The sequence below is a fragment of the Glycomyces sp. NPDC046736 genome (assembly GCF_040645615.1).
GTDB lineage: Bacteria > Actinomycetota > Actinomycetes > Mycobacteriales > Micromonosporaceae > Glycomyces.
This window is the reverse complement of record NZ_JBEYYO010000004.1, coordinates 284445-303105: the sequence shown is the minus strand read 5'-3', so window position 1 is coordinate 303105 and position 18661 is coordinate 284445. Positions and strand designations below refer to the sequence as shown.

Genomic DNA, 18661 nt, shown 5'->3' with positions numbered 1-18661 from the left:
CGTCCCGCGCCTGCTGCCGAGTTTCCCGAGGTGGAGGACGCGTCGCCCGCCGAGACTGCGTCGCGTTCCGAGGCGAGCGAGGCGGAGCGCCCCGCGAGGCCGACCGAGGACGCGCCGTCCGCCGCGTCGCGTCCCGCGCCCGCCGACCCTCCCGAAGCTGCGCCGTCCGCCGCGTCGCGCCCCGCGCCCGCCGACCCTCCCGAAGCCGCGCCGTCCTCCGACTCCCCGGAGGCTCCCCATGGTGCTTGAGGCCCTCGTCAAGCTCGTCGCCGTGCTCGCCGCGTTCCTGGTGTTGCCCTTGCTCGTCGGGCAGACCGAGCACAAGCTCATGGCGCACATGCAAGGCCGCCTCGGGCCCATGCACGCCGGGCGGTTCCACGGCTGGGCGCAGCTCATCGCCGACGGCGTCAAGTTCGCGCAGAAGGAAGACCTCGTCCCCGACGCCGCCGACAAGCCCGTCTTCAAACTCGCGCCCGCAGTCGCACTGCTTCCTTACCTACTGGTCATCCTCTTCATCCCGCTCGGTCCCGGCCTCGTCGGCGCCGACCTCGAAGCCGGGCTGTTCATCGTCGTGGCCCTCGTCGGGGTAGGCGTCATCGCCGTCCTCATGGCCGGGTGGTCCTCGGCCAACAAGTACGCCCTCGTCGGCGCCCTGCGCGGCGCGGCGCAGCTCATGGCCTACGAACTGCCGCTCGTCCTCGCCGCCGCCTCCGTCGCGGTCGCCGCCGGGACGCTCAGCCTCCCCGGGATCGTCGAGTCCTGGAACCCCTGGTGGCTGCTGTGGCAGGCCCCCGCCGCGCTCGTGTTCTTCACCGCCGGGCTCGCCGAGATCCGCCGCCCGCCCTTCGACGCCCCGATCGCCGACTCCGAACTGGTCTTCGGCTACCTCACCGAATACGCCGGGCTGCGCTTCGCGCTGCTGCTCCTGGCCGAATACGTGGGCATCGTGGTCATCGCCGCGCTCACCACCGTGCTGTTCCTCGGCGGCTGGAAAGGCCCCGGCCCCGAATCGCTCGGCTGGCTGTGGACGCTGCTCAAGACCGGCGCGCTCTCGATGGTCGTCATCTGGCTGCGCGTCTCCTGGCCGCGCCTGCGCGTCGACCAGATCCAGGCGCTGTGCTGGAAGGGCCTCGTCCCGATCGCGCTGGCCCAACTGGTACTCACCACCACCGTGGCGCTCGCGCTCTAGAGACGACGAAACCCGGTCCGCGGACCGGGTCTCGTGAAAGTGAAGAGGTCAGGCCGCTTTCGCGGTCGACGTCGAGGAGGGCTTGGCGGCCTTCGGCTCGCTCTTGGCTTCGCTCTTCTTCTCGGCCTTGGGGGCCCCGTTCTTGGAGCCGTTCGAGCTCAGCGAGCTCGAACCGGTCGAGCGCGAGTCGGTGCGGTAGAAACCGCTGCCCTTGAAGGTCACGCCGACGTTCCCGAAGACCTTGCGCAGCGCGTTCTGGGCCTCGCAGCTCGGGCAGTCGGTGAGGCGGGCTTCCGAGAACGACTGGTGACGATCGAACTCGTAACCGCACTCCTTGCAGCGGTATTCGTAGACAGGCACGTCCTACCTCCAGCATCCGACGCGAATCCCGATCGACATTAGCAGTCAACGCAGCGGAGTGCTAATCCCATCCCGTGCGGGAGTGAGCTCGCCACCACGAGATTCGCGCCACCCTCACCGCAGCGAGCGGAACCCCAGGGACGGCGTGATCACCCCGGTCACCGGCCGGTCGTGCGGCTCGGCCGGGACGGGGACCCCGAACTCGCCTTCGCGCAGCAGCGCCACCACCGGCACCTCGGGCCCGACCCGGGTCAGCGCCCGGTCGTACGAGCCGCCGCCGCGACCCAGTCTGATCCCATCATTTGAGACCGCGAGCGCGGGGACGATGACGGCGGCGACCTCGGCAACCGCTTCCGGTCCTAGCACGTCTCCCTCGTCGGCGCGTGATGTCGGATCGTTCGGCGCGTCGCGCCGCGGGCCCGCCTGGGCCCCCGCTTCCGGCTCCGCGGTGCCTTTTTGGACGTCCTTTTCCTGCGCCCCAAGGGAACCGATCGACTCCCAGGCGAGATCGTTGTCCGGCAACAGCACCGGGAGCAGCACCTTGTAGACCACCGTGAGTCGTTCGGGCAGTTCGGGTTCGAGTGACGCGCCGGGCTCGGAGCCGAACGGCCGGTACGCCGCGATCGTGGCTCCTTCGTCCACGGCCTCGATCAGGAAGTCCCGCAAGGCCTTCCAGGTCTCCAGGTCGGCCCGGCCGCGGGCCTCGCCCGGCAGGGCGCCCCTCGCGGCGAGCAGTTCGCGGCGGATTTCGCGCTTCGTCTCTTGCATCGTTTTTCCCTCCGACATGGGTACTCACCTGGAAGGATTCCCCCGAACGGCCGATCGCACTCAGCCTTTCGGCCAGACTGCCGGAAAACCCTGTGCCGAGTCGTATCCGATCGGTAGCTCTAGGTAGTCTTCTAGTGAGTGAACTTGAGGGGGCTTCGGTGTCGCTGCGCTCACGGCTCACCACGGCGTTCCTCGTCGTCGTGCTCGGGCCGGTCCTGGTGGGGGCCGTCTTCGTGGCTGCCGTCATGTCCCATCTGGCGGAATCCCGCGGTGAGGCGCTCGCGAACTCGGCGATGACGATGGTCGACTCCACCCTCGGGACCGTATGCGAGCGCATCCAGGCCTCCGCCGCCGCCGTGGCCCTCAATTACAGCAGGGGCGGCGAGACCAACGCCGTGGAGATGGCCGAACTCGTGGTCGACCGCGCCGTGGTCGACGGGGTGGTGTTCACCAGCCTCGAAGCCGCCGGGGACCGCCCCGGGACCGACATCGGGGCCGAGGCCCCCAGCGGCTCGTGGGTCGACTGCGGCGAGTCGACCCCCTACGCCAACGAGGGCCCGATCGTCGCGCTCGGCGCGCAGGCCGAGGTCCAGACCGCCGAGGGCACCACGGCCGTGTTCAGCGCCTTCCGCATCGTCGACCGCTCGTTCCTGGCCGACCTCGCGCGCGTGGCCGACGCCGACCTGGTGCTGCGCGACGGCCGCGGCGTCCCACTCAGCGCCGGGACCGTCGAGGCCGGGCGCTGGGACCGCACCGACGCGTTCCTGCCGCTGAGCATCGGCACCGTCGCGCAGGACGTCACCCCCATGTACTGGACCCTCGCCGGGATGGTCACCGTCTCGGTGATCCTGGCGATCACCCTCGCGACCTGGCTCTCGCGCTCGACCACCAGGCCGCTCGAAGAGCTCTCGGCCGCCGCCGAACGCGTCTCGGAAGGCGACCTGGACGTGCGCGTGCCCGTCCACGGCCGCGACGAGGTCGCCCAGCTCGCGCTCGCGTTCAACCGCATGACCGCCCAGACCCAGTCCTACGTCAACGCCCTGACCGCCTCCCGCGACCAGATGCGAGGCCAACTCGGGCGATTGGGGCAGACCCTGACCGCCACGCTCGACCTCGACCGCATCCTGGAGGTCATCCTCGACACCGCGATGGTCACCGCCGGGGCCGAGGCCGGGGTGATCATGCTGGTCGACGTGGACGACGCCGACCAGCTGCGCCAGCGGGCCGGGGAAGGCGACCTCGGGGTCGACCAGCCCGCGACCATCCGCATCGGCGAGGGCATCGTGGGCCGCATCGCCGCCTCCGGGGTCCCCGCCCACGGCCGCATCGTCGAGGGCCGCTTCGGCGACTGGGCCCGCGCCGACACCGAACCGGACGCGCGCACCGTGGTGGCCGTGCCCTTCTCCGGGCGCCAGCCGGTCGACCAGGAGCTCGGCGCGTTCCGGCCCCCGGCCGAACCGGTCGCCAGCCGCAAGCTCGTGGAAGCCGAACTCGGCGCGGGCGCCCGCGTCACCGAGCCCGCCGAGGAAGGCGCGCGCCGCCTCCTCGACGACGGCCCCGCGCCAGCCCCCCAGCCCGCCGAGGTCCCGCTCGGCTCCGCCCCGCGCACCGACGGCGGGGTCCTGGGCATCCTCGTGCTCTACAACCGCGTCGCCGGTGAGGACTTCGAGCCCGGCGACGTGGACACGCTGCGCACCTTCGCCGGGCAGGCCTCGGTCGCGGTCGAGAACGTGCTGCTGCACCGCCAGGCCCAGCGCCTGAGCCTCACCGACCCGCTGACGGGCCTGTGGAACTACCGGTTCATGCAGACCTCGCTGCGCCGCGAGGCCGAGCGCTCGCGGCGCTACCAGCGGCCCACCGCGCTCCTGGCGATCGACCTCGACCTGTTCAAGGCCGTCAACGACACCTACGGGCACCCCGTCGGCGACCAGGTCCTCATCGAGCTCTCGCGGCGCATCACCGCCCAGATCCGCGAAGTCGACCTCGCGTTTCGCCACGGCGGCGAGGAGTTCATGGTCCTGTTGCCCGAGACCGACGCGTCCGGGGCCGAGGTCGTGGCCGAGCGCCTGGGCCGGGCCGTCGCCGCCAGGCCCTTCAAAGTCAACGAAGGCACCGTGGCCCGCGAACTGCGCATCACCGTCTCCATCGGGGTGGCAGTGCTGGGCCAGCACGCCGACAACGCCACCGGCATCCTCGCCGCCGCCGACGAGGCGCTGTACGCGGCCAAGGCCGCCGGGCGCGGCACCTGGCGCGTGGCCGCGGTCTGACCGAAACCCCAGCGCACACGCCACCTCGGAACGTGAACGTTCACCCGCTGTTCGCCCGGGTGGCCGACTTCTGACGCAGCGTGCGCACGCTACCCTCGCCGTATGTCAGAAACCGCGCCCCGCGCCACGAAAGCCGTCATTCCCGCGGCGGGCTTCGCCACCCGCTTCCTGCCGGTCACCAAGGCCGTGCCCAAGGAACTGCTGCCGATCGTCGACAAGCCGGTCCTCCAGTACATCGTGGAGGAGGCCGCGGCCGCCGGGCTCGACGACGTCACCCTCGTGACCGCCCCCGGCAAGGACGCCATGGTCGACTACTTCGACGCCCGCGCCGACCTCGACAACGCCCTCGCCGCCAAAGGCAAGGACGAGATGCTCGCCAAGGTCAAGGCCCCCGAGTCCATCGCCGAGATCACCGCGATCCGCCAAGGCGGCGCCAAGGGCCTGGGCCACGCCGTGGGCCGGGCCACCGCCCACGTCGGGTCCGAGTCCTTCGCGGTCCTGCTCGGCGACGAGTTCTACGAGCACGAACTCCTCCCGCGCATGATCGACCTCCAGGCCCAGACCGGCGGCATCGTGCTGGCCCTGCTCGAAGTGCCCGCCGAAGAGGTCGTGCGCTACGGCGTCGCCGCGGTCGAGGCCACCGACGACGAGGACGTCGTGCGCGTCACCGGTCTGGTGGAGAAACCTTCGGTCCAGGACGCCCCCTCGAATCTCATCCTCATCGGACGATACGTCCTCCCCGGCTCGATCTTCCCCGTCATCGACCAGACCCCGCCCGGCCGCGGCGGCGAAATCCAACTCACCGACGCCATGGATACCATGCGCGACAAGGGAACCCCAGTCCACGCCGTGATCTACCGCGGTCGCCGCTACGACACCGGCGAGCCTGTGGCCTACCTCCAGACCCTCATCGAGCTCGCCACCCAGCGCGACGACTTGCCCGGCTTCAACGCCTGGCTGCGTGAATTCAGTGCGACACTTGACTGACTCGGCGCCCTGAGGCGGCGCCGAGACGAACTTGACCGACGGGGGGATGCAGTGAAGGGGACCGGCGAGGCGACGCCATTGGCCGACTTCCTGTCGAAGGCGCTGGCCCTCGTGCGACCCCTGCCCCCCGTCGACATCGACATGACCCAGTCCACCGGTTCGGTCCTGGCCGAGAACGCGGTGAGCCCCGGGCCGCTCCCGGCGTTCGACTACGCCGCGATCGACGGCTACGCGTGCGCCGCGGACGACATCGGCGGCGCCAGTCCTGAGAGGAGCGTCGGCCTCAAGGTCCTCGGCGACCTCGCCGCGTCCTCGTGGCGGCCGGTGCGCCTGGTGGCCGGGACCTGCTTCGCCGTCGCCGCCGGAGCCCCGCTCCCGGTCGGCGCCGACATCGTGGTGCCCCTGGCCTGGACCGACGAGGGCATGGCCACCGTCGAGGTCCGCCAGGTGCCGCGCCGCGGCCACGGCGTGCGCCGCGCCGGGTCCGAGCGGCCCGCCGGGGAGATCCTCGCCCACGAGGGCCGCCGCGTCACCCCGCAGCTCGTGGGGCTCCTCGCGGCCGCCGGGATCGCCGACGTGGTCGTGCGGCCCACGCCCCGCGTCGTGGTCATCGCCACCGGCGACGAACTGGTCGACACCGGCCGCCCCTCCCAGCCCGGCCAGCTCATCGACGTCAACTCCCACCTCGTGACCGCCGCGGCCTCCGAGGCCGGGGCCCACGCCTACCGCGTCGGGATCTGCGACGACGAGCCCGACGCGCTGCGCACCGTGCTCGACGACCAGATCCTGCGCGCCGACCTCGTCATCACCACCGGCGGCACCGGCACCGGCCCCGGCGACATGGTCCGGCGCACCTTCTCGCGCGACGGCGCGGTCGACTTCGCGCCGATCGCGGTCTACCTGTGCGAGACCATGGGCTTCGGCACCATCGGGCCCGAGGAGATCCCCGTGGTGTGCCTGCCCGGCGACCCCGTGGCCGCGACCATCGCCTTCGAGGTGATCGCCCGGCCCCTCATCCAGCGCCTCGCCGGCGCCGAGCCGGTTTTCCGGCCCAGCGTGCGCGCCAACCTGACCGAGCCCGTATCCTCACCGAGCGGGCTGAGGGAATTCCGGCCCGTGCGCGTCGCCGAGCGGCGCGGCGGCGGCTACACCGTCGCCCCGCTGGGATCCCTCTCCTATACGCTCTCCGGCCTCGCCGAAGCCACCGGTCTGATGACCGTCGGCGAGAACGCGACCCGCGTGCCCGCCGGGTCCACCGTCGACGTGCTGCTCCTGGACCGCAACCGTTGACACCCCCACCCGACCCGCAGCCGGACGGCCGATGACCGCCCGACCCGACACGCTGGACCGAGACCGATGACCCTTTCCAACCCCGGATGGCCGGTACACCTCGACCACGGCGACGTCAGCGTCCGCCCGTTCAAGCGCTCCGACGCGAGCCGCTGGTCGCAGCTGCGCCGCGCCAACGAAGCCTGGCTCGCCCCCTGGGAACCGGGCACCGGCACCACCTGGCACGAAGCCCACTCGCCCGCCGCGTTCCGCGCCATGCTCCGCGGCCTCAAGCGATCCATAAAGGATGGCACCGCGTGGCCGCTCGCCGTGTGCTGGCAAGGCGAGCTCGTCGGCGGCCTCACCGTCGGCAACATCGTGCGCCGCGCCTTCGGCTCGGCCTACGCCGGCTACTGGATCGACCGCGGCCACGCCGGGCGCAACATCACCGCCACGGCGCTGGCGATCACGGTCGACCACGCGCTCACCGTGGGCCGCCTGCACCGCATCGAAGTGAACATCCGGCCCGAGAACGGCCCTTCGAACCGGGTGGCCGAGAAGCTCGGCCTGCGCCGCGAGGGCCTGCACAAGCGGTACCTGTACATCGACGGCGACTGGCGCGACCACTACGGGTACGCCGTCACCGCCGAGGAGGTCGCCACCGAGCGCCTCGTCGACCGCATGGAGCGCCTCAAGCGGGTCGAGGCCGAGCGGCCTTCGGAGCACCAGACGGACGTGTGAGTCCCGCGCGTCAGGCGGGGGCGACGCGCGGCCTAGCGCGCTTCGCGTTCGGGCGGCCTCGCGGTCAGGATGCTCAGTTTCTCGCGGTCAGGATGATCGGTGGGCCGTCCTCGGTGATCGCGACCGTGTGCTCCATGTGGGCGCCGCGGGAGCCGTCGGCGCTGCGCAGCGTCCAGCCGTCGGGGTCGTAGACGATCTCGTCGGTGGTCTGGAGGAACCACGGCTCGATCGCGATCACCAGGCCCGGCTTGAGCTTCATGCCCCGGCCCGGGCGGCCGTCGTTGGGCACGTGCGGGTCGCCGTGCATGGTGCGGCCCACGCCGTGGCCGCCGAACTGGGTGTTCACGCCGAGGCCGTCGCCGCGGGCCACGGTGGCGATCGCGTGGCCGATGTCGCCGAGCTTGTTGCCCGCGACCGCGGCCGCGATCCCGGCCTCCAACGCCCGCGTAGTGGTGTCGATGAGCTTCAGGTCCTGATCACGCGGGGTGCCGACCACGACCGACAGCGCCGAGTCGGCCACCCAGCCGTCCACTTCGGCGGCGAAGTCGACGCTCAAGAGGTCGCCGTCCTGGAGCTTGTAGTCGTGCGGCAGGCCGTGCAGCACCGCGTCGTTGACCGAGGTGCACAGGACCTTCCCGAACGGGCTGCCGCCGAACGACGGGTGATAGTCCACATAGCAGGAGGTGGCCCCGGCCTCCTTGATGCGGCGGGCGACCAGGTCGTCGAGTTCGAGCAGGTTCATGCCGACCGCGGCCACGCGCGACAGCTCCGCGAGGGTCGCGGCCACGAAGCGGCCCGCGGGGCGCATCGCCTCGATCTCGGCGGGGGAGTACAGCTCGATCATGGACGGCCTCTCTTCAAGTTCCGGTATTTCAATACCGGTACTATAATACCGGTATGATCCGACCGCCGCTGAGGCCCGAAGAGCACGACCGCGGCCGTGCCCTCGGCCGGGCGCTGCGCGCCGCCCGCGGTCCCCGCAGCCTCGCCGACGTCGCCGCCGAGGCCCGCATCTCGCCCGAGACGCTGCGCAAGATCGAGACCGGCCGCATCGCCACACCGGCGTTCTTCACCATCATGGCCCTCTGCGACGCGCTCGGCGTGCGCCCCGAGCAACTCACCGGCACCGCAGAACATCCCATGACCGGTTGACGACCCAGGTCACGACCGCTCTCCAGGTCCGCGCGCCCGCCCTGGCCCCCGGGTTAGGCTCTCGCCGTGGACGCCGCGACGCAACTTCCGACCGTGGGCATGATCGGCGCAGGCCAACTCGCCCGCATGACCCACCAGGCCGCCATCGCCCTCGGCCAGAGCCTCCGGGTGCTCGCGGGCGACGAATCCGAGAGCGCCGCCGTGGTCGCCCCCGCGATCACCCTCGGCGACTACCGCGACCTCGACGACCTCCGCGCTTTCGCGAAGGGCTGCACCGTGGTCACGTTCGACCACGAACACGTCCCGCAGGAGGCGCTCAAGGCGCTCGTGGCCGAAGGGGTCGACGTCCAGCCCCGGCCAGGCGCCCTGCTCCACGCCCAGGACAAGCAGGCCATGCGCACGAGGCTCGCCGCGCTCGGCCTGCCGCAGCCGCGCTGGGCCCCCGTCGACTCGATCTCCGACGTGGAGGCCTTCGGGCTGCCGTGCGTGCTCAAGGCCGCGACCGGCGGGTACGACGGCAAGGGCGTGTGGATGTGCGAGTCGCCCGCCGACGCGCAGGTCGTGCTCGCCTCCGGGATCCGGCTCATCGCCGAGGAGCGGATGCCGCTCCAGCGCGAACTCGCCGTCCAGATCGCCCGCTCGCCCAGCGGCGAGACCGCGGTCTACCCCGTGGTCGAGACCGTCCAGACCGGCGGCATCTGCACCGAGGTCATCGCCCCCGCGCCGCACCTCGACCCGGCGCTGGCCGAGCAGGCGCGCGAGATCGCGACCGCGATCGCGACCGAGCTCGGAGTGTGCGGGATGCTCGCGGTGGAGCTGTTCCAGACGTCGAGTGGCCTGTTCGTGAACGAGCTGGCGATGCGGGCGCACAACTCGGGGCACTGGTCGATCGAAGGCGCGGTGACCAGCCAGTTCGAGCAGCACCTGCGAGCCGTCCTCGACTATCCGCTCGGTTCGACCGACACGGTCGCGCCTTATACGGTCATGGCGAACGTGCTCGGCGGCGAGGCGGGCGGGCCGCGCCTGGACGAGCGGCTCCAACACCTCCTCGCCGGGGACCCGGGCGCGCGCGTGCACCTCTACGGCAAGGCCGTGCGGCCGGGGCGCAAGATCGGGCACGTCACGGTTACCGGCGACGACCCCGACCTCCTGCGGCGACGCGCCCTGCGCGCCGCGAAGTGGCTTCAAGAAGGCGAGTGAACATGGCAGAGCAGGCAGCGCGCGTCGGCGTGATCATGGGCTCGGACTCCGACTGGCCGGTGATGGAAGCGGCCGCGGCGGCCCTCGACGAGTTCGGCGTCCCTCACGAGGTCCGCGTGATCTCGGCCCACCGCACCCCGCACGGGATGCTCGCCTACGCCGACTCGGCGGCCTCGCGCGGCCTCCAGGTCATCATCGCGGGCGCGGGCGGCGCGGCCCACCTCCCGGGCATGGTCGCGAGCGCGACCCCGCTGCCGGTCATCGGCGTCCCGGTCCCGCTGAAGTACCTCGACGGCATGGACTCGCTCATGTCGATCGTCCAGATGCCCGCGGGCATCCCGGTCGCGACGGTCTCGGTCGCCGGAGCCCGCAACGCGGGCCTACTGGCAATCCGCATCCTCGGAGCGACTGACGAGACCCTCCGCGCCAAGATGACCGACTACCAAGTCGACCTCGAACGCATGGTCACCAAGAAGGACGAAACCCTACGCCAAAAAATCGCCGACGCCGCCTGACGCGTCGCTCCTGCTGGGCGGAAGCGCTTGGGGCGCTTGTACGACCGGTGGGGTACGAGTGATACTCCCATCGGGTGATGCGGGGCCTTGAGGGGTCGGGCGAGTGTTGTCGGCATGGAGATGACGACGGACCGTACGGGGCGGCGGATGCAGGTGTTCATAGGCGTGTTCGCGGTGGTGTTCACGATCGGGACGGCGCTGCACAACTTCCTGATCATCGACACCGCGGTGATCGAACAGATGATGCGCGAGGCGGGCGGGGCCGACCCGGCCGGGGACGCGCCGGGTTTCCTCAGCGGGTTTCGTGTGGTCGGGACCGTGTACATCGTCGCGAACGCGGTGGGGATCGCGGCGCTGTGGGCCCGGCCGAAGTGGCTGTACTGGTGGGTCCTGGCCGTGAACGCCACGCAGGGTCTGGGCTGGGTCATGATCCCGACGGTGATGTGGTCGGTGGTCGCCGACCGCTACGGCCCGCTGGGGATCCTGCCCTCGGCGGTGACCGACGGCGGGGCGGTCGTGGTCGCGATCGTGATGATCGCGGTCTTGGTGCGCAGCAGGGCGGTGTGGGGCATGGCGCGGGCGTTAATTCGGTTGCGCTTCGCGCGTGCGCGCATAGCCTCGGGGCATGGCTGAACTTCACCCGACCGGCGGCTACGAGCATGTGACGATCGTCGAACCGGGCCGCGTCGCCTATTTGGCGGGCCAGTGCCCGGTCGATGCCGATGAGAACGTGGTCGGCATCGGCGACCTCGATGCCCAGATCCAGCAGACCGCCGAAAACTGCCTCGCGGCCCTCGAAGCGGCGGGCGCGAAACCCGAGCACGTGGTCCGCTCAGTGGTCTACGTCGTCAGCGCCGACAGCCGCGAAGTAGGAGCCACCTGGCACGCCTTCGCAGACCACCCCGACCTCGCCCCCGCCTTCAAAGCAGCCAGCACGGTCCTAGGCGTCACCGCCCTCGGCTACGAACACCAAAAAGTAGAAGTAGACCTAACCGCCCGCCTCCCTGAATAGGACAACGATGTAATAAACGCGACAGTTCGTCAAGTTCTCGGCTGCTGGGCTCGGCCAACCTGCCCCGGCACCGCGAAATTTCACCGGGCGTGGTGGCTGACCTAGCGCGGCGGCTCCAGTGTCTTCCGAATGGATGGTTGCGATGACGTACAAAGTCACGGCGAAAGCCTGGGAACAGGGCTGGGAACTCCACATCGAAGGCGTCGGCGTGACGCAGTCCGAAGGGGTGGAGGATGCCGAGGCGATCGTGAGGGACTACCTGGAGCTCGACGGCCTCGACAGCGCTGCACCCATCGACATCACGTTCGAATTCCGCGGAATCGACAACCTTCAGGCTGCCTGAGTTGAAGGTCTATACCGCGATTGTCGGGCCGCGAGACGGCGAATGGTTTCCCGTCGAAGTGCCCGCGGTGCCGGGTGTTTTTACCCAGGCCCGCGACTTCGCCGAGGCTGAAGAGATGGCCCGTGAGGCGGTTGCGCTCATGCTCGACGTGCCAGCCAGCGAAATTGCGATCCGGGTCGAGTGGGGCGAGCCGTTCTTCAGGAAGATGAGCAAGCGGATACGAGATGAGCGGCGGCCAGACTCCGGTGAGAGTGAGTCGGGTTAGGTCTCGGAGCAGAGTAGGGCTGCGTGGGACTCGCCTACTCGGGTTGCTACCAGTGTGGCTTCGCGCGGGCCTTTGAGCTTGAGCTGCTTGCGTAGTGCTGCTGGGTCTAGGCCGGTTCCTCTTTGTTTTATTGTTAGGCGGCCTATTTCTCGTTGGGCCAGTAGGGCTTTGAGTTTCTTGGGGTGGAGGGGCCAGACCTCTTCGACCTTCCAGGCCCTGGCGAAGGGGGTCGCCTTGAGGGTGTCGCTGTAGAGGTAGGCGATCTTCTCGTTCGCCGTGTGGGCGTTGAGGTCTTGGGCCAGTTCGGCTACCAGGCCCGCCCGGATCACCGCTCCGTCCGGTTCGTAGAGGTACTGCGCCACCTCGCCGACCTCCGCGCGGTCGCGGCCCTCGCCTGTCAGCTCGTGCCATTCGCCTGCCTTGCAGACGCTTGCGCGGCGCCGCACCTCGGCTGCTTCTCCCAGCCATAGGCAGGCCTCGACCACGTCGCGGTCCACCGAGACCCATTCCGCTTCCGCCCCTTGCGGAACCCAGTCGTGGCCTATGCCCGGGCCCAGCTTCACCGCCGCGTACCGCGTCTGGTTCAGGCGCGTCAGCAGCTCGTCCAGTGGAGGCGAGTAGTCCGCCGGGTTGAAGTTCCTCGTGCTTCCCGATCGTCTCGCCGGGTCGGCGAACGCCGCGTTCGCCAGCGGCGCTCGCAGCGCGTCGTCCACCGTCACCGTGACCTCGACCCCGGTGGCCTCGGCGTTCGCTCTCGCGTACTGCGCCGTGTCCTCGTCCATGTCCACCGCTTCGACCGCCAGGCCCGCCTCCGCGAACGCCAGGGCCTCGGTGCCGATCCCGCAGCACAGGTCCGTGACCGCGTCCGCGTGCCGCGCGAAGCGGGCCGCCCGCCGCTCGGCCACGACCCATCTCGTGGCCTGCTCCAGACCCGCCCGGGTGAAGTACAGCTTCGCGGCGCGGTCGCCGAACTTCGCCTTCGCGTGCTCCCTGAGGTCGGCCAGCGTCAGCGCCGCCGCCGCGAGCGCGGGGTCGATTCCGGCTTTGCGCAGGGCCAGCGGGGCGCGGTCGCCGTGGGCGCGCAGGGCCTCCGCGGCCCTCGTCTGGAGGCCGGGGTCGGCCTGCAGGGCGGTGAGCAGGCTGGTTTCCACGTGCTCCATGCTATGACCTTTCAGACCCCGTGTTGACGGTCCCACCTGCGCGAACTAACCTCGCCCTTAGCACTCGCAGACCGAGATTGCTAAGCGCTATGATCGGCTTGGCACTCTCGCCTAGAGAGTGCCAACCAGCCACGGGCCGGTGCCTCGGCACCCGCGACGACGAGACCCGCGCCGTCGTGGCGGACCAGTAACGAACACGAAGGTTTGGAGAGACCAAGTGAGCAAGGCTGCCATCAAGCCGCTGGGCGACCGCATCGTGGTCCAGGCCAACGAGGCCGAGACCACCACCGCTTCCGGCATCGTCATCCCCGACACCGCCAAGGAGAAGCCCCAGGAGGGCACCGTTCTGGCCGTGGGCCCGGGCGCCTTCGACGACAAGGGCAACCGCCTCCCGATCGACGTCAAGGTCGGCGACGTGGTCATCTACTCCAAGTACGGCGGCACCGAGGTCAAGTACAACGGCGAGGAGTACCTCGTCCTGTCCTCGCGCGACGTCCTCGCGGTCGTCGAGAACTAGCACGCCCGGGGTCCTCGGCGGCGCATGCCGCCTTGGGCCCTCTCGTGTCTGAGGAAAGGGACACCATGCCGAAGATTCTCAATTTCGCCGAGGACGCGCGGCACAACCTGCTGCACGGCATCGACCAACTCGCCGACACCGTCAAGGTCACGCTCGGCCCCAAGGGCCGCAACGTGGTCCTCCAGCGCTCGTTCGGCGCGCCGCTGATCACCAACGACGGTGTCACCATCGCCAAGGAGGTCGAGCTCGCCGACCCGTACGCCAACCTGGGCGCGCAGCTGGTCAAGGAAGTCGCGACCAAGACCAACGACGTCGCGGGCGACGGCACCACCACCGCGACCGTGCTGGCGCAGAAGATGAGCCGCGCGGGCATCAAGGCGGTCACGGCCGGGGCCAACCCGATCGCGATTCGCAAGGGCATCGAGGCCGCGGCGAACGCCGTGTCCGAACAGCTGCTCGGCCAGGCCATCGCGATCTCGGGCCACGAGCACATCGCGCAGGTCGCGGCCGTCTCGGCGCAGGACCCGGAGATCGGCGAGCTCATCGCCAAGGCGATGGACGCGGTCGGCGTCGAAGGCGTCATTTCGGTCGAGGACGGCTCCAGCCTGGAGACCGTGCTCGAAGTGACCGAGGGCATGCAGTTCGACAAGGGCTTCATCTCGCCGAACTTCATCACCGACCAGGACGCGCGCCAGACGGTGTTCGAGGACCCGTACATCCTCATCACCAACGGCAAGATCGGCTCCATCGAGGAGCTCCTGCCGGTGCTGGAGAAGGTCGTGGAGACCTCGAAGCCGCTGTTCATCATCGCCGAGGACGTCGAGGGCCAGGCCCTGGCGACCCTCACGGTGAACGCGCTTCGCGGCACCCTGCGCGTGTGCGCGGTCAAGGCCCCGGCCTTCGGCGACCGCCGCAAGGCCATCCTGGGCGACATCGCGACCCTCACCGGCGCCGAGGTCATCTCCTCGGAGATCGGCCTGGAGCTCAAGCAGGCCGACCTGTCCCACCTGGGCCGGGCCCGCCGGGTCACCGTCTCCAAGGACGCCACCACCATCGTCGACGGCGGCGGCACCAAGGACGAGGTGAACGCCCGCATCGCGCAGATCAAGCAGCAGGCCTCCACCACCGAGTCCTCCTGGGACCGCGAGAAGCTCGAAGAGCGCCTCGCGAAGCTCTCCGGCGGCGTGGCCGTCATCCAGGTCGGCGCGGCCACCGAGGTCGAGCTCAAGGAGCGCAAGCACCGGATCGAGGACGCGGTCAACGCGACCAAGGCCGCGGTCGAGGAAGGCATCGTCGCAGGCGGCGGCGCGTCCCTCGTCCACGCCATCGCCGGTCTCGACAAGGTCGCGCTCGACGACGCCGAGGCCCGCGCGGGCCTGCGGATCGTGGCCGAGGCCCTGTCGGAGCCGCTGCGCCGCATCGCGGTCAACGCCGGCGAGTCCGGCGACGTGGTCGTCAACGCGGTCGCCGGCTCGGACTGGCGCGAAGGCTGGAACGCCGCCACCGGCGAGTACGAGGACCTGGTCTCGGCCGGGATCGTCGACCCGGTGAAGGTCACCCGCAACGCGCTGCTCAACGCCGGTTCGATCGTGGGCATGCTGCTCACGACCGAGGTGACGATCGTGGACAAGCCCGAGGAAGAGGACGAGGACGCCGGTCACGGCCACTCACACTCCCATGGCGGGCACAGCCACTCGCACTAGCGAAGTCTGAGCCGGGTTTCCCGGCCCGAGGCCGAACAGGGCCGCCGACATTCGTCGGCGGCCCTGTTCGTTGTGGCTTCGGCCCTTACTGTGGCCGATCCGGCAGCGCCCGAAGTCGTTTCGGCGCAGGTCAAACGGTTGTACGGAATCCGAAGTGTCAACATCCCGACAGTTCGTCGCGCTTCTGTCGGGAAACCGATAGAGTTCAAGTGCCTTCGCGGCCTTTGGGGATCGGAGCCGCGAAGGCACTTTTATGCCTGATTTGCGCCGGGCGTCTTCGAGAGCGCCTGTGCCGCAAGTTCACTCCTCTCGCCGCACCCGCAGCTCCCGCATCCGGTTGAGCGTGGCGGCCACTTCGAACCGCCGCGGCAGCGCGAAGTCCACGTCCCGGATCCTCAACAGCTCCGCCTCGCCGTCGGCCTCCAGTCCGGCCTCGATCCGGTCGAGCGCCTCGGCCACCGTGGCCTTGCCGTCGATCCAGCCGCGGCGCACCGCCGCCTCGATCGCGAGTCCGATCCCGGTGGTCATGGAGTGGTCGGTGATCTGCTCCACCGATCGAACGTCCACTTCGGATTCACCGAAGCGCAGTCCGTCGGTGCCGTCGGCGCGGATCTTCTGCTTCCCGCGCGACTCCGAGGACACCGAGCGCGGCTCGATCACCCGCGAGCCGGGCATGCGGAAGCCCTCGGCCTCGACCTTGCGCCCGGTGGGCTTGGCGGCCAGGGCCCTGGCCCGCTCGGTGACGTCCTCGGGCCGGTACGCGTCCATGAGGATCACCCGATCGGCGACGTCCATGTAGTCGCCCGAGCCGCCCATCACCAAGATCACGGACACGGCGTGGTCGTCGGCCATCGACCGCACCACGTCGACCAGCGGCGTGAGCGGCTCGCGGTCCTTGGCCACGAGCTCCTGCATCCGCGCGTCGCGGATCATGAGGTTCGTCGCGGCCGTGTCCTCGTCGATGAGCAGCGCCCGCGCGCCCGCTTCGAGCGCCTCGACCACGGCCGCGGCCTGCGAGGTCGAGCCCGAGGCGTTCTCGGTGGTGAACGCCCGCGTGTCGTCGCCCGAGGGCAGGTGGTCGACGAACGCGTGGACGTCCACGCCGGTCACCGCCCGGCCGTCCTCGGCCCGGATCTTCACCGCCGACTGGTCGGCGACCACGAACTCGCGCCCGTCTCCGGGCAGGTGGTCCCAGACCCCGGCCTCCAAGGCCCGCAACAGGGTCGACTTGCCGTGGAAGCCGCCGCCGACGATGAGCGTGACGCCCGGCTCGATCCCCATGCCGCGCACGAGCCCCGCGTGCGGGAGCGTGAACTCCACGGCCATCGACTCCGGGCTCTGGAACGGGACCCCCGATTCGAGCGGGCGGTCGTCCACGCCCGAGCGCCGCGCGAGCATCGACCCGTCGGCCACGAACGCCACGAGTCCCCGCGCGATGACCGCTTCCCGCAGGGCCGCAACGTCATCGGCGTGCTTCGTCCAGCGCTCGGCCTCCGCTTCGCCCACCGAGAGCGCCTCGTCGGCCGCATCCGGCAGCACCTCGCACAGCAGCCGCGCGGCCTGGCGGCCGGCGATGCGGCGCCCGTGCCCGGGGAACTGCGCGCCGAGGCGGAACACCACCGAACCGTCCTCGCCGACCTCGCACGAGGAGCGGCGCAGGATCTCCTGCCCGCCCGCGTCGATGCGGAGGTCCCTTGTGGCGCACGCGCGTTTGAAGCGTTTGGCCAGGAGCACCGCGAGCGCCCTGCGCCTGGGTGCGGTGGCGTGCCACCCGGGCACCAGGTCGGCGGCGTCGGCGTCGAGGAGGAACTCGACGCGGCTCGGCGGAGCGTACGGATCGGACTGGACTTTCAAAATGTCCAGAATCGCCGCGCCTGTCCACCATTTGCCACGCAAGGATTTATATCGGCCGTAACTCGTACCTTCCAGGGCCGTTAGTTCGTTAGACAGGTCATGGCGAGGTGGATGTGAACGATGGTCATCAAAATCGCGAGACTCGGCCCAGTGCTGTCGTCCGCCTCTTCGCTGTGTCATGCCCCCAGTTTCCCATCGAGGTTCCCGCGTCAGCGGATCCCGACACCATGCGTCCACGCCTCATCCCGGAAACGTCGAAAAGTCACTCGAAAAATTCGCGCGAACTCGCGTCATGGCGGCGGACCTGCTGCGTGCTGGATAGAGAGACACGCACGGCCTACCGCAGCGAAAGGTAGAAAAAAGTGAGAACCGTACTGGTCTGTGTTAAGACTCCTCAAGCCGGACAGAAGATCTCGGCCTGCGCGACCCGCATGGGCCTGGCGCAGGCGGTCAAGTCGGTCGAAGGCTCCCCGGAGCTCTTCCTCGAACTCGGCCGCCGCCAAGTGGACGTGGTGCTGGTCGACGTGGCCCTGGCCGCGCCCGACCCGGTCAAGTTCGTCAAGACCGTCCGCGCCCGCTCGCCCCGGACCGGAGTCCTCCTGTCCGGAGCGGCCGATCCGCGCACGGCGGCCATGGTGGTCGCCGCGGGCGCCCGAGGGGTCATCAGGTCCCCGTCCAACAATTCCGACGACCTGCTGGTCGCGCTGGCGCAGGCGATCATGTTCGCCTCGCCGAGCCTCCAGCGGGTCACCGAGACCGTGCCGCGGCAGCGCTCCACGCTCCAGGGCATGAAGCTCACCGAGAGGGAGCTCCAGGTCCTGCGGGGCATGAGCGAAGGCAAGTCGAACGCCGAGATCGGGCGCGACCTGTTCGTCTCCGAGGACACGGTCAAGACCCACGCACGGCGCATGTTCCGCAAACTCGGCGCGCGCGACCGGGCCCACGCGGTGGCCGAGGCCTTCCGCTCGGGACTGGTCTGCTAGCGCCCTCCACTCAGGACCGTTCGGCCTGGCGGCCAATCCGGTCCGCGACGACACCGGGCACGACGAATGCGGGGAGCTGGCAGGCCCCCGCGAGCGACCGGCCCGAGACCACGCGCTGATCCACCAGCGCCGCGCACGGGACCACGATCCGTATAGGATATATCCTATAGGATATACGATTCATGGTTTCCGGGCGAGCGGCCCGAGGGTGCCCGCAAGGCCCGCATCAGGCGGGTCGGGGCACCGGACTCAAACCGGGCCAAGACACATTGCACCGCAAAGCGATCCACGTCGGTCAGGCGCGACCGGCGACGATCGTCGCTGCGGCCTGCGGCCTGCGGCCTGCGGCCTGCGGCCTGCGGCCATGACTTCGGGC

20 protein-coding genes are annotated in these 18661 nt (G+C 70.2%); 15 read left to right on the top strand and 5 right to left on the bottom strand.

Going from position 1 to position 18661, the window contains the following annotated elements; genetic code table 11:
- The first annotated feature begins 238 nt into the window (after positions 1–238).
- Positions 239–1189 carry a complex I subunit 1 family protein gene (locus AB0B28_RS06940; RefSeq protein ID WP_360117759.1) on the top strand — a complete coding sequence of 317 codons (951 nt, stop codon included), beginning with the start codon at positions 239–241 and terminating at the stop codon, positions 1187–1189.
- A gap of 48 nt (positions 1190–1237) precedes the next feature.
- Here the strand turns inward: AB0B28_RS06940 and AB0B28_RS06935 are convergent, their stop codons facing one another.
- Together AB0B28_RS06935 and AB0B28_RS06930 are read right to left on the bottom strand one after the other, a co-directional pair.
- Entirely contained in the window at positions 1238–1549 is a 312-nt protein-coding gene (locus tag AB0B28_RS06935; protein ID WP_360117756.1) for an FmdB family zinc ribbon protein, read from the bottom strand.
- Between the two features lie 114 nt (positions 1550–1663).
- Positions 1664–2317, bottom strand: a complete 654-nt coding sequence (locus AB0B28_RS06930; RefSeq protein WP_360117753.1) for a 5-formyltetrahydrofolate cyclo-ligase — start codon at positions 2315–2317, stop codon at positions 1664–1666.
- A gap of 134 nt (positions 2318–2451) precedes the next feature.
- Here AB0B28_RS06930 and AB0B28_RS06925 point away from each other — a divergent pair, with 134 nt between their 5' ends.
- The 4 genes from AB0B28_RS06925 (at position 2452) to AB0B28_RS06910 (ending at position 7581) form a co-directional block, all read left to right on the top strand.
- A complete protein-coding gene (locus AB0B28_RS06925) occupies positions 2452–4584 on the top strand; it encodes a diguanylate cyclase (protein WP_360117750.1) in 2133 nt (710 codons plus the stop codon).
- Between the two features lie 102 nt (positions 4585–4686).
- The gene (locus tag AB0B28_RS06920) at positions 4687–5571 is read left to right on the top strand and encodes a UTP--glucose-1-phosphate uridylyltransferase (protein ID WP_360117747.1); all 885 of its coding nucleotides are present in this window, start codon (positions 4687–4689) and stop codon (positions 5569–5571) included.
- A 51-nt stretch (positions 5572–5622) separates the two neighbouring features.
- Complete coding sequence (glp, locus tag AB0B28_RS06915; protein ID WP_360117744.1) at positions 5623–6861, top strand: gephyrin-like molybdotransferase Glp; 1239 nt, start codon at positions 5623–5625, stop codon at positions 6859–6861.
- A 66-nt stretch (positions 6862–6927) separates the two neighbouring features.
- Complete coding sequence (locus tag AB0B28_RS06910) at positions 6928–7581, top strand: GNAT family protein (protein WP_360117741.1); 654 nt, start codon at positions 6928–6930, stop codon at positions 7579–7581.
- A gap of 73 nt (positions 7582–7654) precedes the next feature.
- On the opposite strand, the gene map is transcribed toward AB0B28_RS06910, so the two are convergent.
- Positions 7655–8425 (bottom strand): type I methionyl aminopeptidase, encoded by a 771-nt coding sequence (map, locus tag AB0B28_RS06905; protein ID WP_360117738.1) that lies wholly within the window; start codon positions 8423–8425, stop codon positions 7655–7657.
- Positions 8426–8478: 53 nt separating this feature from the next.
- On the opposite strand from map, the gene AB0B28_RS06900 reads away from it, so the two are divergent.
- The 7 genes from AB0B28_RS06900 (at position 8479) to AB0B28_RS06870 (ending at position 12068) form a co-directional block, all read left to right on the top strand.
- Complete coding sequence (locus AB0B28_RS06900; RefSeq protein ID WP_360117735.1) at positions 8479–8733, top strand: helix-turn-helix transcriptional regulator; 255 nt, start codon at positions 8479–8481, stop codon at positions 8731–8733.
- A 66-nt stretch (positions 8734–8799) separates the two neighbouring features.
- Positions 8800–9933, top strand: coding sequence for a 5-(carboxyamino)imidazole ribonucleotide synthase (locus AB0B28_RS06895; protein ID WP_360117732.1), 1134 nt, complete (start codon positions 8800–8802; stop codon positions 9931–9933).
- A gap of 2 nt (positions 9934–9935) precedes the next feature.
- Positions 9936–10448, top strand: a complete 513-nt coding sequence (gene purE, locus AB0B28_RS06890; RefSeq protein ID WP_360117729.1) for a 5-(carboxyamino)imidazole ribonucleotide mutase — start codon at positions 9936–9938, stop codon at positions 10446–10448.
- Positions 10449–10562: 114 nt separating this feature from the next.
- Positions 10563–11081, top strand: a complete 519-nt coding sequence (locus AB0B28_RS06885) for a hypothetical protein (protein ID WP_360117726.1) — start codon at positions 10563–10565, stop codon at positions 11079–11081.
- A complete protein-coding gene (locus AB0B28_RS06880; protein ID WP_360117723.1) occupies positions 11074–11460 on the top strand; it encodes a RidA family protein in 387 nt (128 codons plus the stop codon). Before AB0B28_RS06885 ends, AB0B28_RS06880 begins: the two co-directional genes overlap by 8 nt.
- Positions 11461–11602: 142 nt before the next feature.
- Positions 11603–11803, top strand: a complete 201-nt coding sequence (locus AB0B28_RS06875; RefSeq protein ID WP_360117720.1) for a hypothetical protein — start codon at positions 11603–11605, stop codon at positions 11801–11803.
- Position 11804: 1 nt separating this feature from the next.
- Positions 11805–12068, top strand: a complete 264-nt coding sequence (locus AB0B28_RS06870; RefSeq protein ID WP_360117717.1) for a hypothetical protein — start codon at positions 11805–11807, stop codon at positions 12066–12068.
- On the opposite strand, the gene AB0B28_RS06865 is transcribed toward AB0B28_RS06870, so the two are convergent.
- Positions 12065–13228 carry a class I SAM-dependent methyltransferase gene (locus AB0B28_RS06865; protein ID WP_360117714.1) on the bottom strand — a complete coding sequence of 388 codons (1164 nt, stop codon included), beginning with the start codon at positions 13226–13228 and terminating at the stop codon, positions 12065–12067. The genes AB0B28_RS06870 and AB0B28_RS06865 overlap by 4 nt on opposite strands.
- A 217-nt stretch (positions 13229–13445) precedes the next feature.
- Between AB0B28_RS06865 and groES the strand changes: the two genes are divergently transcribed.
- Together groES and groL are read left to right on the top strand one after the other, a co-directional pair.
- Positions 13446–13745, top strand: coding sequence for a co-chaperone GroES (groES, locus tag AB0B28_RS06860; protein ID WP_091037834.1), 300 nt, complete (start codon positions 13446–13448; stop codon positions 13743–13745).
- 65 nt (positions 13746–13810) lie between these two features.
- Positions 13811–15448: a chaperonin GroEL gene (gene groL, locus AB0B28_RS06855; protein WP_360117710.1), complete on the top strand. Its 1638-nt coding sequence runs from the start codon at positions 13811–13813 to the stop codon at positions 15446–15448.
- Positions 15449–15748: 300 nt separating this feature from the next.
- Here groL and AB0B28_RS06850 read toward each other — a convergent pair whose 3' ends face one another.
- Positions 15749–17482 (bottom strand): ABC-ATPase domain-containing protein, encoded by a 1734-nt coding sequence (locus AB0B28_RS06850; RefSeq protein WP_360117707.1) that lies wholly within the window; start codon positions 17480–17482, stop codon positions 15749–15751.
- A gap of 182 nt (positions 17483–17664) precedes the next feature.
- On the opposite strand from AB0B28_RS06850, the gene AB0B28_RS06845 reads away from it, so the two are divergent.
- A complete protein-coding gene (locus AB0B28_RS06845; RefSeq protein ID WP_360117704.1) occupies positions 17665–18285 on the top strand; it encodes a response regulator transcription factor in 621 nt (206 codons plus the stop codon).
- The last annotated feature ends 376 nt before the right edge of the window (positions 18286–18661 follow it).